Source organism: Burkholderia sp. 9777_1386, assembly GCF_015712265.1.
GTDB lineage: Bacteria > Pseudomonadota > Gammaproteobacteria > Burkholderiales > Burkholderiaceae > Burkholderia > Burkholderia cenocepacia.
On sequence record NZ_JACCQB010000054.1, the window covers coordinates 1 to 18973 of the forward strand.

At 63.7% G+C, this 18973-nt stretch carries 16 protein-coding genes and 2 pseudogenes; 2 read left to right on the forward strand and 16 right to left on the reverse strand.

Going from position 1 to position 18973, the window contains the following annotated elements:
- Positions 1–335: 335 nt before the first annotated feature.
- The 7 genes from H0X91_RS28575 to rhaM all read right to left on the reverse strand — a co-directional run bounded on the left by H0X91_RS28575 (position 336) and on the right by rhaM (position 9015).
- A complete protein-coding gene (locus tag H0X91_RS28575; RefSeq protein WP_196433558.1) occupies positions 336–2990 on the reverse strand; it encodes an alpha-L-rhamnosidase C-terminal domain-containing protein in 2655 nt (884 codons plus the stop codon).
- A gap of 66 nt (positions 2991–3056) precedes the next feature.
- On the reverse strand, positions 3057–4064 hold the full coding sequence (gene rhaS / locus H0X91_RS28580; RefSeq protein WP_062911560.1) for a rhamnose ABC transporter substrate-binding protein: 1008 nt from the start codon (positions 4062–4064) through the stop codon (positions 3057–3059).
- An 81-nt stretch (positions 4065–4145) separates the two neighbouring features.
- On the reverse strand, positions 4146–5147 hold the full coding sequence (locus tag H0X91_RS28585; protein WP_059677864.1) for an ABC transporter permease: 1002 nt from the start codon (positions 5145–5147) through the stop codon (positions 4146–4148).
- Positions 5140–6165 carry an ABC transporter permease gene (locus H0X91_RS28590; RefSeq protein WP_059677877.1) on the reverse strand — a complete coding sequence of 342 codons (1026 nt, stop codon included), beginning with the start codon at positions 6163–6165 and terminating at the stop codon, positions 5140–5142. The genes H0X91_RS28585 and H0X91_RS28590 overlap by 8 nt, the downstream gene beginning before the upstream one ends.
- A gap of 17 nt (positions 6166–6182) precedes the next feature.
- Positions 6183–7718 (reverse strand): sugar ABC transporter ATP-binding protein, encoded by a 1536-nt coding sequence (locus H0X91_RS28595; protein ID WP_175851970.1) that lies wholly within the window; start codon positions 7716–7718, stop codon positions 6183–6185.
- A gap of 62 nt (positions 7719–7780) precedes the next feature.
- Positions 7781–8680, reverse strand: coding sequence for an amidohydrolase family protein (locus H0X91_RS28600; RefSeq protein WP_059677865.1), 900 nt, complete (start codon positions 8678–8680; stop codon positions 7781–7783).
- A 20-nt stretch (positions 8681–8700) separates the two neighbouring features.
- A complete protein-coding gene (gene rhaM, locus H0X91_RS28605) occupies positions 8701–9015 on the reverse strand; it encodes an L-rhamnose mutarotase (RefSeq protein WP_059677866.1) in 315 nt (104 codons plus the stop codon).
- A gap of 130 nt (positions 9016–9145) precedes the next feature.
- Between rhaM and H0X91_RS28610 the strand changes: the two genes are divergently transcribed.
- A complete protein-coding gene (locus H0X91_RS28610) occupies positions 9146–10090 on the forward strand; it encodes a LysR family transcriptional regulator (RefSeq protein ID WP_059677867.1) in 945 nt (314 codons plus the stop codon).
- A gap of 28 nt (positions 10091–10118) precedes the next feature.
- Here the strand turns inward: H0X91_RS28610 and H0X91_RS28615 are convergent, their stop codons facing one another.
- From H0X91_RS28615 to H0X91_RS28635, 5 genes are all read right to left on the reverse strand, one after another.
- Entirely contained in the window at positions 10119–10901 is a 783-nt protein-coding gene (locus tag H0X91_RS28615) for an SDR family NAD(P)-dependent oxidoreductase (protein ID WP_059677868.1), read from the reverse strand.
- Between the two features lie 20 nt (positions 10902–10921).
- A complete protein-coding gene (gene rhmD / locus H0X91_RS28620) occupies positions 10922–12100 on the reverse strand; it encodes an L-rhamnonate dehydratase (RefSeq protein WP_062911559.1) in 1179 nt (392 codons plus the stop codon).
- Between the two features lie 30 nt (positions 12101–12130).
- On the reverse strand, positions 12131–13459 hold the full coding sequence (locus tag H0X91_RS28625) for an MFS transporter (RefSeq protein ID WP_062911558.1): 1329 nt from the start codon (positions 13457–13459) through the stop codon (positions 12131–12133).
- 76 nt (positions 13460–13535) lie between these two features.
- Positions 13536–14288: an SDR family oxidoreductase gene (locus H0X91_RS28630; RefSeq protein WP_059677871.1), complete on the reverse strand. Its 753-nt coding sequence runs from the start codon at positions 14286–14288 to the stop codon at positions 13536–13538.
- A complete protein-coding gene (locus H0X91_RS28635; RefSeq protein ID WP_062911557.1) occupies positions 14285–15148 on the reverse strand; it encodes a fumarylacetoacetate hydrolase family protein in 864 nt (287 codons plus the stop codon). The genes H0X91_RS28630 and H0X91_RS28635 overlap by 4 nt, the downstream gene beginning before the upstream one ends.
- Before the next feature lie 277 nt (positions 15149–15425).
- Here H0X91_RS28635 and H0X91_RS35070 point away from each other — a divergent pair.
- Positions 15426–15548, forward strand: a pseudogene (locus H0X91_RS35070) (LysR family transcriptional regulator); the annotation flags it as partial.
- 33 nt (positions 15549–15581) lie between these two features.
- Here the strand turns inward: H0X91_RS35070 and H0X91_RS28640 are convergent.
- The 4 genes and pseudogenes from H0X91_RS28640 to H0X91_RS28655 form a co-directional block, all read right to left on the reverse strand.
- A pseudogene (locus tag H0X91_RS28640) lies at positions 15582–15874 on the reverse strand (DUF1016 N-terminal domain-containing protein); the annotation flags it as partial.
- 566 nt (positions 15875–16440) lie between these two features.
- The gene (locus tag H0X91_RS28645; RefSeq protein ID WP_059677874.1) at positions 16441–17595 is read right to left on the reverse strand and encodes a PDDEXK nuclease domain-containing protein; all 1155 of its coding nucleotides are present in this window, start codon (positions 17593–17595) and stop codon (positions 16441–16443) included.
- Positions 17592–17870: an HU family DNA-binding protein gene (locus H0X91_RS28650; RefSeq protein ID WP_059677875.1), complete on the reverse strand. Its 279-nt coding sequence runs from the start codon at positions 17868–17870 to the stop codon at positions 17592–17594. Before H0X91_RS28650 ends, H0X91_RS28645 begins: the two co-directional genes overlap by 4 nt.
- Before the next feature lie 689 nt (positions 17871–18559).
- The gene (locus H0X91_RS28655; protein WP_080465610.1) at positions 18560–18919 is read right to left on the reverse strand and encodes a helix-turn-helix domain-containing protein; all 360 of its coding nucleotides are present in this window, start codon (positions 18917–18919) and stop codon (positions 18560–18562) included.
- Between the last annotated feature and the right edge of the window lie 54 nt (positions 18920–18973).

Here is an 18973-nt window from a genome sequence, read left to right on the forward strand (position 1 = left end):
ACCTTGCGCCGTCAGAGTTTGCGGCGAAACATCGGGCAACCGCGGATACTCCTGCCGCTTTCTTCCAGGAGCTGGTTTAAAGGGACTTTGCTAGAAGCCCATTGGCTCTATTGAAGGGGGCAGGTCAAAAGCGCCCTCCACATCTGCCTTCTCGAAGATATTATCGATCCCGCTACAGTCCACTCACTGCCAGTGAGATCTAGCCTCATCGAAGGTCTAGCGAAACTCAGAACATTTGCTGGGTTAGATTGATTGACTTATGGGCACCCTATCGATCATTCGACCAGACGCGTGACGCTTCGCGAGGCGTCACGCGTTGCCGGGCCGATCCCGGCTTAGCCGGGTTTGCCCACCAGAATTCGATAGCGTCCACTCGGTAAATTGCCGAGATAAGCGTAACCGCTCCGACGATTGACGCCTTGCAGGCCGCCAAACGACGCGTCGGCCTGCACGGTGCGCCCGTTGACGACCAGCGTGCGACGCCCGTCTGCAACTGGAACGCCAATCGCCCCGGTCGTGCCAGGCGGCACGACGACCGTCAAATCGAAGTCGCCCCCCGAAGCCCGCCACTCGACCTCGATCCCGCCGTAAGGCGTCGGCACTTTGCCCCGCGCCCAGCGCAAATCGCCCGGCTGGGGCTCGACCAGCCACGACCGGTAGCCCGCCGAAAGTGGCCGCACGCCGAGTACGTATTTCGACAAGGCCGACGTCGGCCCTGACGACCAGCCGTGCGCGAGGCTTGCGTATGTGTTGCCGGCGTCGGCAGGCGGAACGGGCGTACCGTCAGGCGCGATCGCTTCCCAGGTCGCACCGCTGTAGTAAGGACTGCCCGCTCGCATATGCCCCCACACGGTACGAATGGTCGATAGCGCGCCTCTCGCATCACCGGCTTCAAACCGTGCAGCAACGTCGAAACTGGAAATGAACGGGCTGATGAGCTGGCTGAGCAGCGGCGGCGTCCGGTAATCCGGTGAAAATGCGAGCGGCCCGTTGGCAGTGGAAAGCGCGGCACCCATCTTGCCGAGAATCGTCGTCCACTTGTCCCGCGGCGCGATACCGTAAAGCACCGCCAATGCATTCGCGTCCTGCGCGACCGGACCGCGAATCTGGTCGCTGATGACGTATAGACCGCTAGCGAAATCGTAGAGCGTGGTGTTGACCGCCCAGCGCACGCGGGCCGCCTGCGCATCGTAGTCGCGCTGGGCGCCAAGGTCGCCCACGGCCGCGGCGAGCTTTGCCCCGCCACGCAGCGCACCGTAATAGAGAGTGTTGAACTCCGTCACCGTCCCGGTCAATTTCGACGCATCGTGCGGGTGCCAGTCCGCTGAATTCGACGCATCCGTCACGATCAGGCCATTCGCATTGGTCAGACCGCGCAAGTAGTCGAACGAACGGCGAACGGCTGCCCAGTTCGAACGCACGAAGTCGAGATCGCCCGTGTACAGGAAATAGTCGTACAGGGTCGTCAGGAAATAGATCGAATAGGATAGCGAATAATAGTACGCATCGGGCATTGCATCCGCGCTCGCCACGCCGGCTGCAAGTTGCGGCGGAAGATCGCCGGGGAACATGCCGTTCGAACGCTGATAGGCGGCAGCCAGCCCCAGGGAGCCGGCTACGGCGTCGGTGGCACCGGTCGAGTAGTAGATCGCAGGCGCGCTCACGGCCAGGTCGCCACTCCAGACGTACCGGTCACGCTTCGCGCCGTCGAGAATCGCGGCAAAACGGTTCGTTCCCGCGGCGAAGGCATCGATGACAGCCGGATCCGTCAGCTTCGCATCGAGCAACGTACCGCCTGCCCCGGTGATCTTCAGGTTGCGGAACAGCCCTGCACTGCCGTCGTATCCCGCAAAACCGAATGAGCCCGGTGAAGGTATCGGCGCGTCGAGCACGAGCCGGTCGTCAACGTACACCTGCACGGCGCTTCCTGCCACGGTCTTCACGTGATGCCACGTGCCACGCTTGAGTTCGAACGGCAACGCGACCTGGGCCAGCGTGCCTGCTACGAAAGGATGCGTGAGCCGAAGCGTATTCGGGGTCCCGATTGCATCATCGCTCGCGGCAAGCACCAGCCTGAATCCGCCGCTCGGACTCGCGCCGACCATCCAGCCGGCCTCGTTCTCCAGCACCTGGACGTCGAACTCCGCAGTGTAGCCGGTCCACTTCGTCCCGGCCTGGTAAATCGAGAATGTGCTGTCCCTGACGACCAAACCCTGGGGCGTCACGGTCCAAGTAGGCGGCAAGCTGCGTGCCGGCACCGTAACCAGCTCGACCGTGCGCGCACCTAGATCCCAGATTTCGTCCAGAGCCGGATCGCTGGACGCGAAATAGCCGGCGCGCTTTTGGCGGGCGGGGACGAGCGGACGGATACCCACGCGAGACAGCGTCACGCTGCCGGGCTGGGTCAGCCGAATGACCTGAAAACGCTCTCCACCCTGAACCAGGCGACTTACGATCAGCCCTGGACCACTCGGCCGATACGTGTTTACGCGCGACAGGCTCACTGCGCCGCCATTGCCGACGAAGGACACGTTGTATTCGGCGCCGTCCGGATAGGAGCCGTCTCCATTCGCGCCAAGGTACTGCCGGGCCTCCGCATAGACGGCCTGCAGCGCGGGACGCCCGGACACCGAGCTGACCAGGAAAACCGGCAGACCACCGACCACGCGCCCGTAGTCCAGCGTGATGGTCGGAGACGGGCCGCCCGGCGCCATCGTCAAGGTCGTCGAGCCGCCCGTTGTCAACGCGTCGGCGTTGGCCACGTTACCCGCCGTGCTGACGACGCGAACCGGGCGAATCAACTCGTCATCCGTGGTTTGCGCCATCCCGCACGCGGTACCGAATACCCAGACCGACACGGCGACGACCCATCCGCGCATGCCTGGAAACAGCGCCTGTCTGTTCATATTTGCCTGATAGTTCGAAGATGCTGCGTTGAACGCGCGGGACCCGTGCGTGACGTGCGCGGCGTGGCCGCGAATGTGCAACACGGGATGCGTGAGCCGTGTCCCGCGGGACACCCCGCCCGACATCAGGCGGGGTCGCGGAGCGTCAGATCAGAAGTTGAATTGATCGATGTTGGACGCATCGAACGTCGTGGGCGGCCCGAGGATCACTTCTCCGCTCTTGCCGATCGTGCGCTTGCCGAGCTTGCCGGCCTCGAAACTCTCACCTTCCTTGCCCGAGATCGCACCCGATGCGAGATTGGCGGCAGCATAGGCGGCGAGGTAGCCGAGTTGGCCCGGATCCCAGAGCTGGAACGCCTTGACAGTACCGCTCTTCACGAAGGCGCGCATCTGGTTCGGCGTGCCGAGCCCCGTCACCGCCACCTTGCCCTTGCTCGACGACGTCGAGATATAGCGCGCGGCGGCGGCGATACCGACCGAGGTCGGCGACACGATCGCCTTCAGGTTCGGGTAGGCCTGCAGCAGGCCCTGAGTTTCGACAAACGATTTCTGGTCGTCGTCATTGCCGTAGGCGATCTTGACGAGCCTCATCTTCGCGTATTCCGGCTTCTTCAATTCCTCCTGCATCCACTTGATCCAGGTGTTCTGGTTGGTCGCATTCGGCGTTGCCGACAGAATCGCGAACTCGCCCTCCCCGCCCATCAACTTCGCGACGAGCTGGATCTGGCCGCGTCCGATGCTCTCGGCATTGGCCTGGTTGACGAAAACGTTGCGGCCGTCCGCAGCCGTGTCGGAATCGAACGTAACGACCTTGATGCCCTGCGACATCGCGCGCTTCAGATACGGCACGACCGCGTTGGGATCGTTTGCCGCGATCACGATCGCATTCTGTCGCTGCGTAATCAGCGTATTGACGTATTGCACCTGCGACGACGCGCCGGCGTCCGACGGGCCAACCACTTTTCCGTCGCCCTTGAACTCCTTGATGGCCGCCATCCCGCCTTCGTCGGCAATGACCTCGTACGGATTGTTGATCTGCTTCGGCACGAACGCGATCTTCAAACCGTCCTTCACGCCGGCTGCACTGGCGGCCCCCCCGATTCCGAACAACAGGCCGCAAACCGCGACGGTCGTCGCCATGCGCAGTGTCTTCATCATGCTACGTCTCCTATGAGTCGCCGGGCCGCTCGGCCGGCGTTGTTGATATGCGGTCGATTCACATTCGACACACGGTGTCCTTCAATGCGCGATCGCGCGTCGCGCTCTGCGTGCCCGCCAGCCCGCGACCAGATTCGGGATCAACACGGACGACAGCAGCAACACGCCGGTGACGATCGTCAGCGTCTCGCTCGACACGTCGACGAGCGTGAGCGCGTTTTTCAAGACGCCGACAATCAGCAGCGACAGCAGCACGCCGTACAACGAGCCGCGTCCGCCGAAGATACTCACGCCGCCGAACAACACCGCCGCGATGACGGCCAATTCGAACCCCTCGCCGTTGTCGCCGCGCGCGCTCGTGAAGCGGAGCGTGTAGACGATTCCGGCGATCGCGCTCATCACCCCCGACAGCACGAACAGCTTCAGCTTCGTCTTCTTGACGTCGATGCCCGAAAAAGCGGCTGCCTGGTGGTTGGATCCAATCGCATAAAGGCCGCGACCGAATGCCGTCGCCTGCAGCAAAACGGTAAACAGCACGGCAGCGACGATGACGATGACGAACGGCTCGGGAATGAAGGTCGCGCCGATCGTGTTCATCCCGAACGCCGTGTAAGCCGCCGGGAAATCAGCAATCGCCTGGTCGCCGAGCAGCACGTACGCGAGGCCGCGAAACAGCGCGAGCGTACCGATGGTCACCGCCAGCGACGGGAGCTCGAAGCGAACGATCACCCAGCCATTGAAGAACCCGGCAAGCGCGCCGCCGACGACCACCAGAACGATGACGACCGGCATCGGCAAGCCGAGATGCCAGAGCACGCCCATCAGCGCGCTCGATGCACCGAGGACCGACGCCACCGACAGGTCGATCTCGCCCGTCACGACGATCAGCGTCATCGTCAGCGCCATCAACGAGATCTCGGCGATGTCGAGCAGGATATTGGTGAGGTTGGCCGCATCGAGAAAGACCGGTGACAGCACGCGTGCCATCACCAGGGACGCTGCAAGTATGACGGCCAGCAGGACTTCCCAGCTCAGGGCAGTGGCGGATCGGCGGGCCGAAACCGCGGTGGATCGATTAACCATGGTCGCGTTTCCTCATCATGCGTTTTGCGATGGAGCGGGCAAGCAGCGTATCGGTGGCGACGGCCGCCACGATCAGTGCGCCCTGGATCGCCTGCTCCCAGAACGGCGAAACATGAAGCACCGCGAGCGCGATGCTGATGACACCGAGCATGACCGCGCCAAGCGTCGCGCCCAGGATCGTGCCGACGCCGCCATTGATGGCCACGCTGCCGACGACGGCTGCCGCGACCACCTGGAGTTCGATGCCCTTGCCCGTACTGGCATCGACCGTGCCGAAGCGTGCCAGCCAAAGTGCACCGGCGAAGCCCGCGATCGCGCCGGAGATCATGAAGCCGGTCATGACTCGCCGATCGACCCGTATGCCGGCCAGCCGCGCCGCCTCCGGATTGGAACCGATCGCGTAATGTTCGCGCCCGCCGCGAAACTGCTTCAGATAGACCGACAATCCGGCGAGGACGGCGGCGGCAACCAGCGCCAGGACCGGAATGCCCAGGACCGAGCCGGTCGCAAGCCGCGAGAACGCGTCGGGCAGGCTCGTGGCGTTGATCTGACCGCCGTGGACCCACGCATAGTCAGCACCACGAAAGATGTAGAGCGTCGACAGCGTCGCGACCAATGACGGGACCCGGCCTATGGCGACCAGACTTGCGTTAATCGCGCCTGCCGCCAGTCCGATGGCGAGCCCCGCTGCCAGCGCGACGGGTACCGGCATGGCCGGATACGCGACATAGAGGGCGCCGACGCCATACGCGCTGATGCCGACCACCGAGCCGACCGACAGGTCGATGTGCCGCATCAGCATCACGACCGTCATGCCTGCGGTCATCAGACCGACGATCGACACGTTGAGCAGCACGTCCCGCAGATTCTGCATGCTGAGAAACTGCGGCCGGGCAAGCGCCGTGCATGCGATCAGCGCCACCAGGACGACGAGCAAGGTCGCCTCGCGTCGCTTCACGACGTCAGACAATCCGCCAGCCAGTACCGCACGCCTCGGGAGGCGCTCTGTTCGATTCATCGTGTTCGTTCCGCTTTTCATGCCGCCCGTCCCAGTTCGATATCGTCTTGCCCGAGCGCGGCCCGCATGATTCGCTCTTCGGTCGCGAGCGCACGCGGGATCTCCGCGCTGATGCGACCTTCGTGCATCACGAGCACGCGGTCGGCCATGCCGAGCACTTCCGGCAGTTCGCTCGAAATCATCAGTACCGCCATGCCGTCCCTGACCAGCTCCGACAGAGCCCCATACACTTCCGCCTTGGCGCCCACATCGATGCCTCGCGTCGGCTCGTCGATGATCAGCACCTTCGGACCGGTCGCCAGCCACTTGCCGAGCACCACCTTCTGCTGATTGCCGCCAGACAATGTGCCGACCGGCAACGTCAGGTCGCTCGCCTTCAGGCGCAAGCGGGCTCCCCACTCATGCGCGAGCACCACTTCACGCGCAGCGGAGATCAAACCGTACCGTGTCAGGCGGCCGAGAACCGTCATCGACGCGTTGCGCGCGATGCTGAGTTCGAGCGCGAGTCCTTGCTGACGCCGGTCTTCCGGAACCATCGCGAGCCCGGCCTTGATCGCCCGCCCGGGTTGCCCGACCGAGAGCACCTTGCCCGCCACGCGGATCTCGCCCGAATCGAGCGGGTCGATGCCGAAGATCGCCCGCGCCACCTCGCTGCGGCCAGCGCCCACCAAGCCGGCCAGCGCGACGATTTCGCCGGCGCGCACATCGAACGACACGTCCTTGAACACGCCGATGCGCGTGAGTCCCCGCACCGCCAGCTTCACGTCGCCCGGCTCGACCTGCGCTTTCGGATAGAACGTCTCCAGATCGCGACCCACCATCTTCGCGACGATGTCGGCCGTGGTCATGTCCGACGTGCGCGCGTCGAAGACCTTCGCGCCGTCACGCATGATCGTCAGGTGCTGTGTCAACGCGAACACTTCCTCCAGACGGTGCGTGATGAACAGAATCGCCGCGCCCCGCTCGCGCAGCGTCCGCACGATCGCGAACAGCCGCTCGACTTCGGGAAGCGACAGCGCCGCGGTGGGCTCATCCATGATCAGCACGTTTGCGTCGACCGACAGCGCCTTCGCGATCTCGATGACCTGCTGGTCCGCAATCGACAGGCCGCGCACCAGCTGCTGCGGTTTCAGGTTCACGCCGAGCGATACGAGCAACTCGGCCACTTCCTGGTGCATCGTGTCGTAATCGATGCGCCCGAACCGGTCGACGGGCTGCCGTCCCATGTAGATGTTTTCCGCGATCGACAGATCGAAGAAAAGCGTCGGCTCCTGATAGATCACCGCGATGCCCGCATCGCGCGCATCGGCCGGCGACGCAAATCGCCGCTCGGCTCCGTCGATGGTCAGCGTGCCCGTATCGGGCGCATGAACGCCCGCGAGAATCTTCACGAGTGTCGATTTGCCTGCGCCGTTTTCGCCGAGCAGCGCGTGCACTTCGCCCGGCATCATCGTGAGATTGCCGTCGATCAGCGCGCGCACCGCGCCGAACGACTTGCTGGCGCCGCTGAGCGCCAGCCGCGGCACGGCCGTGCCGCTTGAGGTTGTCTGCACTGTTGTCTCCGTCGATATTGTCGTTGTGCGGCCGTCACGCCTTGCGGCGGCCGCTGTCACCGCTAGATTCGATAGATGCGCTCGGCGTTGTCGACGAACAATTGCCGGCGCTCGCCGTCGCTCGCGCCCGCGACGATGCGCGCATAGGCGTGCCACAACGCGTCGTATGAGCCGAACAGCCTGTCGACCGGAAAGTTCGACGCGAACATCGCACGCTCGACGCCGAACGTGTCCAGCGTCTCGAGCACATACGGACGCAGGCTTTCCACGGTCCAGTGATGATCGAACATCGCCAGCCCGCTGACCTTGACGGCCACGTTCGGGCACGCGGCCAGCGTTTTCAGGCCGTCGCGCCACGCGCGATAGCCGGTGGGGCTGTCACGGTCGACGAACATGCCGGCGTGGTTCAGCACGATCTGGATGTCCGGATACATCCGCGCCAGTTGCGCCGCCTCGTTCATCTGCGACGGGTAGAGCTGCAAGTCGAACGACAGCCCGTATCGCGCAAGCAGCCCGAAGTTCTTTCGCCAGACCGGATCGCGCAGGTAATGCCGCTGCACATAGCCATACAGCGGGTCGTCATGCACGTTGAGGATCTGGCGAATGCCGCGCACGTTGGCGAACGCGGCATGTCCGGCCAGCGTCGCCTCGACGTCGGGCGCGCTCAGATCCGCCGCGGCGACGATGCCGTTCGGCCATCCGGCCGCACGGCCGTCGCCCGCATCGGCGAGCGCCTGCAGCCAGCGCGTCTCCTCGACCGGGTCGGCCGGATCGTGATTGGCTTCGACGTGCACGATCTTCACGATCTCGATCTCGCCCGCATCGCTCGATAAATCACCGGGCAGGTAATCGTGCTTCAACAGCAGCGCATCGCCGACGAACGACGTTTTCGGATGCTCGAGCCACGGGTAGCGGTGCGTACCGAGCGACCAGAAGTGCACATGGGGATCGATGACTTGCATGCTGCGTCTCCGTGTGCGGGTCAGGGAAGATAGAACATCGGGACCAGCGGCTTCTGCGCCGGCGCGCCGTCTGAACCGGTGGCCATGATGTCGGACATGAAGCCCCACCATTTGCGCATGACGTCGTCGGTCACGAGCTGATCCATCCGGTGATCGCGCTCGCGCTTCAGCACCGCGAACAGATGGTTCGTCGCGTCGTCGAGAAAAATCCAGTAGTCGCGAATGCCGGCAGCGTGCAGCGTCTCGACCAGCTCGGGCCAGATCTCCCGGTGGCGTCGCCTGTACTCCTCGCTCTGCCCGGGGTTCAGCACCATCCGGAAGGCGATCGTCTCCATGTTTGAATCTCCGTGTCATGCCGTTTTTCGTGCGCCAGCGGCGTATGGCAGCGACTATAATTCCACCACCGATAACAAACCAATCCGTATTCGTGATTGGGCGATCCACAAACCGAATCGCATTCCTCACATGAGTCCGCACGACGCCACCGTCTCGCTCGTCAACCGCCTGAAGTTCAAGCACCTCGCGCTGCTCGTCGCGCTCGACGACACGCGCAACCTCCATCAGGCGGCAGACGAGATCAACGTCGCGCAACCGAGCGCGAGTCGCATGCTGGGCGACATCGAGGACGCATTCGGTTTCCGGCTGTTCGAGCGCAACGCCCGCGGCATGTCGCCTTCGGCGCTGGGAGAAGTCGTGCTCACCTATGCGCGCCGCGCACTGTCCGACCTGACCCGCTTCGCCGAAGATCTGGATGCAAAGCGCCGCGGCGGCCACGGCCAGTTGACGGTCGGCGCGATCATGGGCGCCGCACCCGACGTACTGGCACTCGCCGTCGCCGCGCTGAAGACCGAGCGCCCGCTCCTCAACATGCGGATCCTCGGCGAGACCAGCGATCAGATCGTTCAGCTCCTCTATCGACGCGACGTCGAGCTTGCACTCGGCCGACTGACCGCATCGCTTCAGCACAACGACTTCCGCTTCGAGCCGCTCGCACGCGAGACGCTCGTGCTCGTCGTGCGTGCCCGACATCCGCTCGCCGAAGCGGCCCGCGTGACGCTCGACGAGCTCGTCGCATGGCCCTGGATCGCGCAGCCGGTCACGAGCCCGGCGCGCGCGATCCTGGAGGAGGAGTTCGCCCGCGCGAATCTGTCGACGCCCGCCAACGTCACGGAATGCGGCTCGATCTTCGCGACGCTGCAGCTCGTTGGCACGTACGATGCCATCGCGATGCTTCCCGAATCCGTCGTCCGCGACCACGTGCGTGCGAAGCTGCTCGTCGCCCTGCCGATCGAGATCGGCAAGAGCTTGCCGGGCTACGGGATTCTCACGCGCAAGGAGGAACCGCTGTCCGAGCCGGCGGTTCATTTCATTGCGTTGCTTCGCCGCTTCTCGCAGCCGGTCGCGAACTGATCACACGGGCCCCGAAGGCGGCCCGTCCTCACTGCAGATTCACGAACATCCCGCCATCGACCAGCAGAGCGGCGCCCGTCACATAGCGCGCGCGGTCGGACGCGAGGAACACCACGCAATCGGCAACGTCCTCGGGCTGCCCGAGCCGGCCGAGCGGGATGCGCTTCTCGAAATAGCACCGCTTGTCTTCGTCCTCGAGATCCGCCGCGTTCAGATCGGTCGCGATCGTACCTGGCATCACGGAATTGCAGCGAATGCCGTAGGGGCCGAGCGCAATCGCGCAGGACTGCATCAACGAGTGCACACCCGCCTTCGTCGGCGTGTAATGCGTCTGCATTCCGCCGCCCACGAGTGCGCTGATCGAACTGGTTGCGACGATCGCGCCGCCCGTTCCCTGCTCCTTCATCTGACGTGCGACCGCCTGCGTCACATAGAACGCACCGTTCAGATTGACGCCGATCGTGCGCTCCAGGACGGACGGAGGCATGTCGAGAAACGCATGAAACGGGCAGATGCCGGCGTTGCTGGCCAGCACGTCGACCTTGCCGAACGCGTCTACCGCGTGGCGAACCAGGTCGATGCCGGTTTGCGGCAGAGCGACGTTGCCCTCGATCGCGATGGCACGCCGGCCCGCGCGCTCGACTTCGGCGACGACTTCGGCGATCGCGGAGCGCCGACCATACGACGCGTCGTTGTCGCCCCAGTAATTGACGACCACGTCCGCGCCTTCGCGGGCGCTGGCAACGGCGATAGCCCGGCCAATTCCGCGAGAACCGCCGGTGACGATGACGACCTTGTCTTCGAGCAGCACCTTGTTTCTCCTCGTTACGTTCAGTGCGTGTACGGACGAACCAGCGCGCACTCCGGATTGAGCCGCACACCGAATCCCGGCCGGTCCGGCACCTTCATGCGGCCGTTGACGGGCACCGGTTCGTCGAGCAACAGCGGCGTGAACATTGGTACGACTTCGTCCGCCTTCGGCGCCATCATCAGGAATTCCGCGAACGGCGAATTGTGGCGCGTCACGACGAAATGGTAGCTATACACCGATGAGCCGTGCGGCACCACCATTACGTTGTGCGCGTCCGCGAGCGCCGAGATCTTGATGAGCTCGGTAATGCCGCCGCACCAGCCGACGTCCGGCTGGATCAGATCGCAACACTCCATCTCGAGCAGCATGCGGAAGCCCCATCGCGTCGCCTCATGCTCGCCCGTCGACACCATCATGCCGCGCGGCACGTTGCGCCGCAGTTCCGCATAGCCCCAGTAGTCGTCGGGCGGCAGGCATTCCTCGATCCACTTCAGACCGTATTCATGGGCGGCGTTGGCCAGACGCGTCGCATAGCGCACGTCGAGGCTCATCCAGCAGTCGAACATCAACCAGAAGTCGTCGCCGACGCGGTTGCGCATGTCGGCGAGTTTCTCCAGGTTCTTCCTGAGCCCTTCCTCGTTCTCGGCCGGCCCGTGCTGCAACGGCATCTTGCCACCGATGAAGCCCATCTGCTTCGCGAGATCCGGGCGAGCACCGGTGGCATAGAACACCAGCTCGTCGCGAACCGGGCCACCGAGCAACTGATAGACGGGTTCGCCACGCACCTTGCCGAGCAGATCCCACAGGGCGAGATCGACGCCGGAGATCGTGTTGAGCACGACTCCCTTGCGCCCGTAGTAGAGCGTCGCGTAATACATCTGGTCCCACATCGTCTCGATGTCGGTCACGCTGCGGCCCTCGAGGAAACGCGCGAGATGCCTTTCGACGATGAACGCGCCGATTTCGCCGCCCGTCGTGACCGCGAAACCCACGCTGCCGTCGCTCGCTTCGATCTCTACCACGAGCGTACCGAGGACGTTGATGCCGAACGACCGTCGGCTCTGCCGGTATTCCGGGTAACGCGACATCGGCGTGGCGACGTGGTCGTCGATCCAGTGTCCGTCGTCCTGATCGTGATAATCCGCGCCGCCGCCGCGAACGGTGAACGCGCGCACATGCTTGATGGTAGGCATGGCCATGAAGAATAAGCTCCGAATGTTTTGGCTGGGTTACCGCATGCGCTGGACAGGCGGTTTGAAGGGTTCGGCGGCAATGCCGACGGATCGACGCGGCACGATGACCGCAATCAGCAACGCTGCCAGCAAGCTGGCAAGCGCGAGAACCTGCAACCCGGCCGCACCTGCACCGAACCAGCGGTCGGCCGATGCGCGCAGCGTCGGTGCGATGAATCCGCCCAGGCTGCCGAGTGAATTGATGAGCGCGATCCCGCCTGCTGCGGCGGCCCCCGTCAGGTCTCGCGCGGGAAACGTCCAGAACAGCGGCTGGGCGGCAATGAAACCGCTCGCGGCCGCGCACAGCCCGGCGAGCGCGACGAGCGGCGCGGGTGCGACGCCCGACAGCGCGATGCCGGCGGCGGCACATACGAGCATGACGATCGCCCACTTCCGATGTCCGTTCGAGCGCTCCGCCAGGCGCGGTATCCACCATGCGGCGCCGAGCGCGCATAACCACGGCACTGCGGTCACCAGCCCGACTTCGAAGCCGACACGTCGGCCGAGCAGCGCGCCGACTTGTTGCGGCAAGAAGAAGATGACGCCATACACGCTCATCTGGATCAACGCATAGATGACCGCATAAGCCAGCACGCGCGCGTTCGTCATGGCGGCCGTCACGCTGCGCGGGCCATGTCGCAGCGCGACCTTCGCATCCTGTTCGATCGCGTCGACCAGCACGCGGCGAGCCGGAATGTCGAGCCATTGCGCGTCGGCCGGCGCATCGTCGAGATAGCGAAGCGCCCATACCCCGACCAGCGACGCTAGCCCGCCCTCGACGATGAACATCCAGCGCCAGCCGGCCAGACCGAGCGCGCCGTGCAAATCCAGCAACAAACCCGACAAGGGCGCGCCGAAGATGAACGCCAACGGCGCACCGAAATAGAACACGCCGATCGCGCGGGCCCGTGCCGATTGCGGAAACCAGCTCGTCAGGTAGTAAATGATCCCCGGGAAGAACCCGGCTTCGGCGACGCCCAGCAGAAAGCGCAAGACGTAAAACGTGGTGGCGCTGTTCGTGAATGCCACGCCCGCCGACACGAGCCCCCATGTGACCATGATCCGGCACATCCAGATCCGCGCCCCGACCCGATGCATGATCAGGTTGCTAGGCACCTCGAGCAGCGCGTAGCCGACGAAGAACACGCCTGCGCCGAAAGCGAATGCCGCATCGGACAGGCCGGCATCGCGTTGCAGCGCGTGCTGGGCAAAGCCGACATTCGTCCGGTCGAGAAAGGCGAGGACGTACATCAGCAACAGGAACGGCAGCAACCTCCGCATGACCCTGCCGACCGTCTGCTCGACAGTGGGTTGCGTCGCGTTCATCGTGGTATCTCCTTGTCCGGGCGGTCGATCCGCCCTGTATCGTGCGACCCGCGTGGCGCGAGTCGGCTAGCGTCGATCAATAGGTGGCGCGACCGCCCGACAGGTCGAATACGGCTCCAGTGCTGAATGCGCAATCCTCGGACGCGAGCCACAGGATCAGCGAGGCCGCCTCTTCCGGCATCAGGAAGCGGTTCATCGGGATCTTCGACAGCATGTAGTCGATATGCTGCTGCGACATCGAGTCGAAGATCTCTGTCTTCGCTGCCGCCGGCGTGACCGCGTTCACGAGGATGCCGCGGGTCGCCAGCTCCTTGCCGAGCGATTTCGTGAGGCCGATCAGGCCGGCCTTCGACGCGCTGTAGTGCGATGCGTTCGGATTGCCTTCCTTGCCGGCCACCGACGCGATGTTGACGATGCGGCCGTAGCCCTTCTCGAGCATGCGCGGCACCACGGCGCGGCACGTCAGATACGAGCCGATCAGGTTCACGTCGATCACGCGACGCCACACATCGGGCGGCAGTTCCCACGTCAGGCCGTTCCCTCCCGTGATACCGGCGCTGTTGATCAGCACGTCGATCGCACCGTGCCGCTCAAATGTGGCCGCGGCCGCGGCTTCGACGGACGCTTCGTCGGTCAATTCGACGATGACGGTCGATACGGTGCCGAGTTCCGACAGTTCACGCTGGCTGCGTGCGAGCCGCTCTCCATCGACGTCCCACAGCGACACCGCCGCACCCGAGTGCAGCGCGCGCTGCGCGACCGCATAGCCGATGCCGCGCGCACCGCCCGTGATCACGACCACCCGGCCGTTCAATTCGATCTGGTTCATCGTGCCTCCGGGATACGTGCGGCAACCGTGCGTTGCTGCTGCTCACCGAGTCCGTCGATCCCGAGCCGCATGATCTGGCCCGCGCGAAGAAAGACCGGCTCCGGCTTCTGGCCCAACCCGACGCCGGGCGGCGTACCGGTGGAAATCACGTCCCCCGGCTGCAGGCTCATGAACTGGCTGATATAGGAGACGAGCGTGGCGACGTCGAAGATCATCGTCCGCGTGCTGCCATCCTGGTAGCGCTTGCCATCGACCTCGAGCCACAGGCGCAGGGACTGGGGATCGGGGATCTCGTCGCGTGTGACGAGCCACGGGCCGAGCGGGCCGAACGTGTCGCATCCCTTGCCCTTGTCCCACTGCCCGCCGCGCTCCAGCTGGTACGCGCGCTCGGATACGTCATTGACGACGCAGTATCCGGCGACGTATTCGAGGGCACGCTCGCGCGACACATAGCGCGCCTCGCGACCGATGATGACGCCCAGTTCGACTTCCCAGTCGACCTTCTCCGCGCCAGGCGGAATCTCGACGTCGTCGTCCGGGCCGACGATCGCGCTCGTCGCCTTCATGAACAGTACCGGCTCAGTCGGCACGGCCATGTTCGATTCCGCGGCGTGATCCGAATAGTTCAGGCCGACGCAAATCATCTTGCCGACCCGGCCGACGCACGGGCCGATCCGGACGTTGGCTGGCGCGAGCGGGAGCGACACCGCGTCGAGCGCCGCGAGGCGGCGCAGGTTCTCGTCGGACAATGCGTCGGACGCGATGTCTTCCACGTGACCCGACAGATCGCGAATGCGACCGTCTCCGTCAATGACGCCGGGTCGCTCATCGCCCGGCACACCAAAGCGCACCAACTTCATGCAACGTCTCCTCATGTGAATTGAATGTCCTCTGCAGTGCCCATGTTGACGCGCCGGCAATAGCGGAACAATCCGAAATTCGCATGAAGTGATAGCCAAACCGAATCGATCGGTCAGCGCGGCCTTTCGGCGTCGGCACGGACGTCTGAAATCAATCACGGCCGAGTCGCGGCTGATCGATGTGGCCGCTCGCCCGAGATGCCGTGCTTAGCGACGGCAGCTAAGTTGAACGTCCGTTCTGGACGAAGTGACGTACCTGCGGTTCACACCTTCGTGATATGCGTTATATCCGTCCCGGCGCTTTCTCGACGCAAAGATCCGGACGTTCATCGACCTCCTCCGCGAAGAGGTGCCGTCGATGCTGGAGGCGGACGCGCGTGCACTCGCGGCGCTTGACTGATGCGAGCCCGGGGCGCACCTGATCGCGCGCCTTGAGGCCAAGAAAGTCGAGGATGTCTGGATCTTTCAGCACGAGACGGGCGTCATCGGCTGCGCATCACGCAGGTGCCCCACTTCGCGCCAGATCACTTCGTCGGGTTGGCGCGGTAGCGCGCTGCGCTCGAACAGCATCGACTGCATCCGCTCGTGCAACTGCCGCGACGACCTGCGCTCCAGGCGGCAGAGTTCAATATAGAAGTCGCGCTTGAGCGGGTCGTCGACGTACATCCGCATCTTCAGATGGGTCCAGCTCAATTCTCTCCGCAATGCGGAGAGAATTGAGCCATCTTCCCGCCGAAGCCCTCGCCTCCCCCGCGCTAGTTGCGGGTGCTCGCAATTGAGCTTCGGCGTCGCAAGAGAAGAAGCCACCCTCCGGTCGCCCGGCTCGGGTCGAAGAACCTCCCGGCCCGCGGGTGACGCATTGCCCAATGAACCCACCCACCGGCACATCGCCTCCCGCACCAGAAATATAGGGACGCCGAGACGGCGGCGGCAGCGTTTTTCGATCGCCGCGGCGCGGGGGGTTACCGTCCTCGGCCACGAGCGCTCGCACAACTAAAGTTGTAGCCATCCACTGTGCATTGCAGCAATCCGGCGACTCTTTGTCCCACAAGCCTGAGAAGCCCCTATTGGTTTCAACTAAACTTGGGTCTACCGTCACGAGAGAAAGACGACTGACCTGGTCAACCGGAAGAGGTAGTAGTTGCACCTTCGTCAGTGGCCATCGGCGCACGGTTGAGTGTTTTCGCATAGCTTGATTGCCGTGCCAGCAACATCAAATTTTACCGGGCGACCGCTCCATCGTATTCGCCCATCCGCGCGTACTTGAGTACCTCGGAACCTCGGACGGGAAGTCACGCCTTGCGGCCCCGGCGCTCCAGTTCGACCCTGGTACGTTCCAATTCTCGCGCGAACGTGGCCTCATCCGGGAGGACCGTCTGATACTCCGCTGCGAGTATCTTATTCGGTAAGTTGTCGAGTGCATAATGCGCCTCGGCCGCGCCTTTTTCAGCACACAGAATCAAGCCGACCGGGGGGTTTTCGCCGGGCTTCATCCAATGTTCACGCGCGTAGTTGAGGTAGAGATGCATTTGCCCCGCGTCCGCATAGCTGAAGCGCCCGACCTTCAAATCGATAATAAGCAGGCATCGCAAGCGCCGGTGAAAAAACACGAGATCGACTCGAAACCAGGCGTCATCGATCCGTAAACGCCGCTGCCGACCTATGAACGCAAAGTCGTCGCCGAGCTCGAGGAGAAAGTCCGCCAAGTGCTGGATCAAAGCCGCTTCGAGATCCGACTCCGAATATTCGTCCTTCATGTCAAGAAATTCGAGGACAAACGGATCGCGGATCGCTTCCTCAGGCGATAGAAGATCGCCGGGTTGCGCTACAGCCGCCTTTCCGAGCAAGGACGCCTTGTTGCGTGACAGCACCAGCCGCTCATAGAGCTGACTGCTGATCTGACGGTCAAGCTGCCGCACAGACCAGCCCTCACGCAACGCTTCAGCCTCGTAAAAGTCGCGAGCAGCTTGCGCTTTCACCGCGAGGAGGCGAACGTAGGCGGACCAGGGCAACGGAAAAGCCTGAGCGATAGCATTCAGCTCAAACGCCACGCCCGGCGACGCCTTCACCGCAGCCTTGGTTGATTTTGCAGACGCTGTCGGGACAATCCGGGCGGGCGTGGATTGTGCAGACAGTGTCTGCACAATCCGATCCGCAGGCCACGTCAAGTAAAAGGCGCGCATCTGTGCGAGATTGCGCCATCCGAAGCCGCGACCGAATCGCTCTGACAGATCAGCGCCCAAACGGCGGATCACCGCCTCGCCATAAGCGGCCCGTTCCTCCCCGCCCTGCTCGAACTCAATGATTCGTCGCCCGATCTCCCAATATGTCGCCGTCATTAGGGCGTTCACCGTGCGAGCCGTCGCCTCGCGCGCCGACGCGACTACATCAGCAATTTCACGGTGCAGTCCCGCATAAGCGGCCTGCCCGACCTCGCGCTGCGTCACAGTGCGTTCACCGCGTCCTTGAACGCCTTGCCGGCGGTGAACTTCACAGTATTCGCGGCCGGGATGGCAATCTCCGCGCCCGTCGTCGGATTACGTCCCGTGCGGGCAGTGCGCTGCGCCTGCGAAAACGCGCCGAAACCTATCAGCTGTACCGATTCGCCGCGACTCACCGCGTCCGCGATCGCTTCCAGGACCGCCTGGACGGTTTTGCTCGCGTCGGTTTTGCTGACGCCTGCGCCCGCTGCGACCGCGTCAATGAGTTCCTGCTTGTTCATGAACAGCCTCGGCAACAAAGTCAAAGCTGCACCCTACCTCATCCCGCTGCACACACGCAAATCGCTGGCCTCCGCCGCACCACTGCCTGCGGCGGGCAGCCCACCAATGAACTCCGGCTTACACCTGTCGCAGCCACGCTCGCCAAGAGCAATCGCGAACGTTTTCTACCCGGCCAGCGCTCACACAACCAGCGGGCCGGTGCGGGTGTCATCACTCGCGCTGACTACGTGGTCCGGCTTCCGGTGTCACACAACCTGACTGTTTCTCCAGCCGAATCTGCCCGGCCGACCTGCGCGGACTACGGCTTCGGTTCGTGCCGCGTCTCCTGCCTCCCTCTGCCCGCCACCGGCAGCCGGGCCTAGACTCAACTTTAGTCGTGTGAGCCCCACGAGCCTCGGGCGTTCGCCCGATGTCCCGAAATGAAGGGTAACATAGCCCTTACTATGTTCCCCTTCCCCGCCGGCCCTCGGAATTGCTCGCTTCAGTAGCCCGACAGTTTCACTCGGACAACCACGCACAACCTCCCTCGATTCCTAAAGTTTCTATGTAGAAACTGCCGATGCCCGCCAGCGACATGCTTTAAGTAGGCGCGCTACCCGCGCCACGGTACGGTTCACCCGCGCTGGCAGTGCAAGTGCAATCTCGTTTGAGTCACTCGCCAACGGACAAGGTGTCGGGCCCCAATAAACTATCCGGGATAGATCATGGGAAGATCCATCTGCACCCAGTCACCATCATTGCGAAGCGCCGCCGCACGCGGTGCGGTGGAGAGCAGCACGTAGTCACCGACCGCGTGCGTCACGCCACTTTCACTCGCACGGGCGACCGTTACGGTTGCGATTTGATACCCGCGTTTACGCAGCTCGCACACACGTGCACGAGGATCGAGGATGTCGAGGAAGCGCATTGCCTCCACGGTAGTAACACGACCGAAAGCAGAGAAAGCCTGAAGCAAGCGTTCGCGCTGCCGGCTCGCACTATTGCCAGGTTGTCGAGCCAAAATCACCCTCAGTGCCGTCGCCATCGTAGTTGCATCAACTCGTGCCATGCTTTTCCTTCTAGTTGTGAGCATGGACACAATGTTCGCCTAGCATCCCGCAAA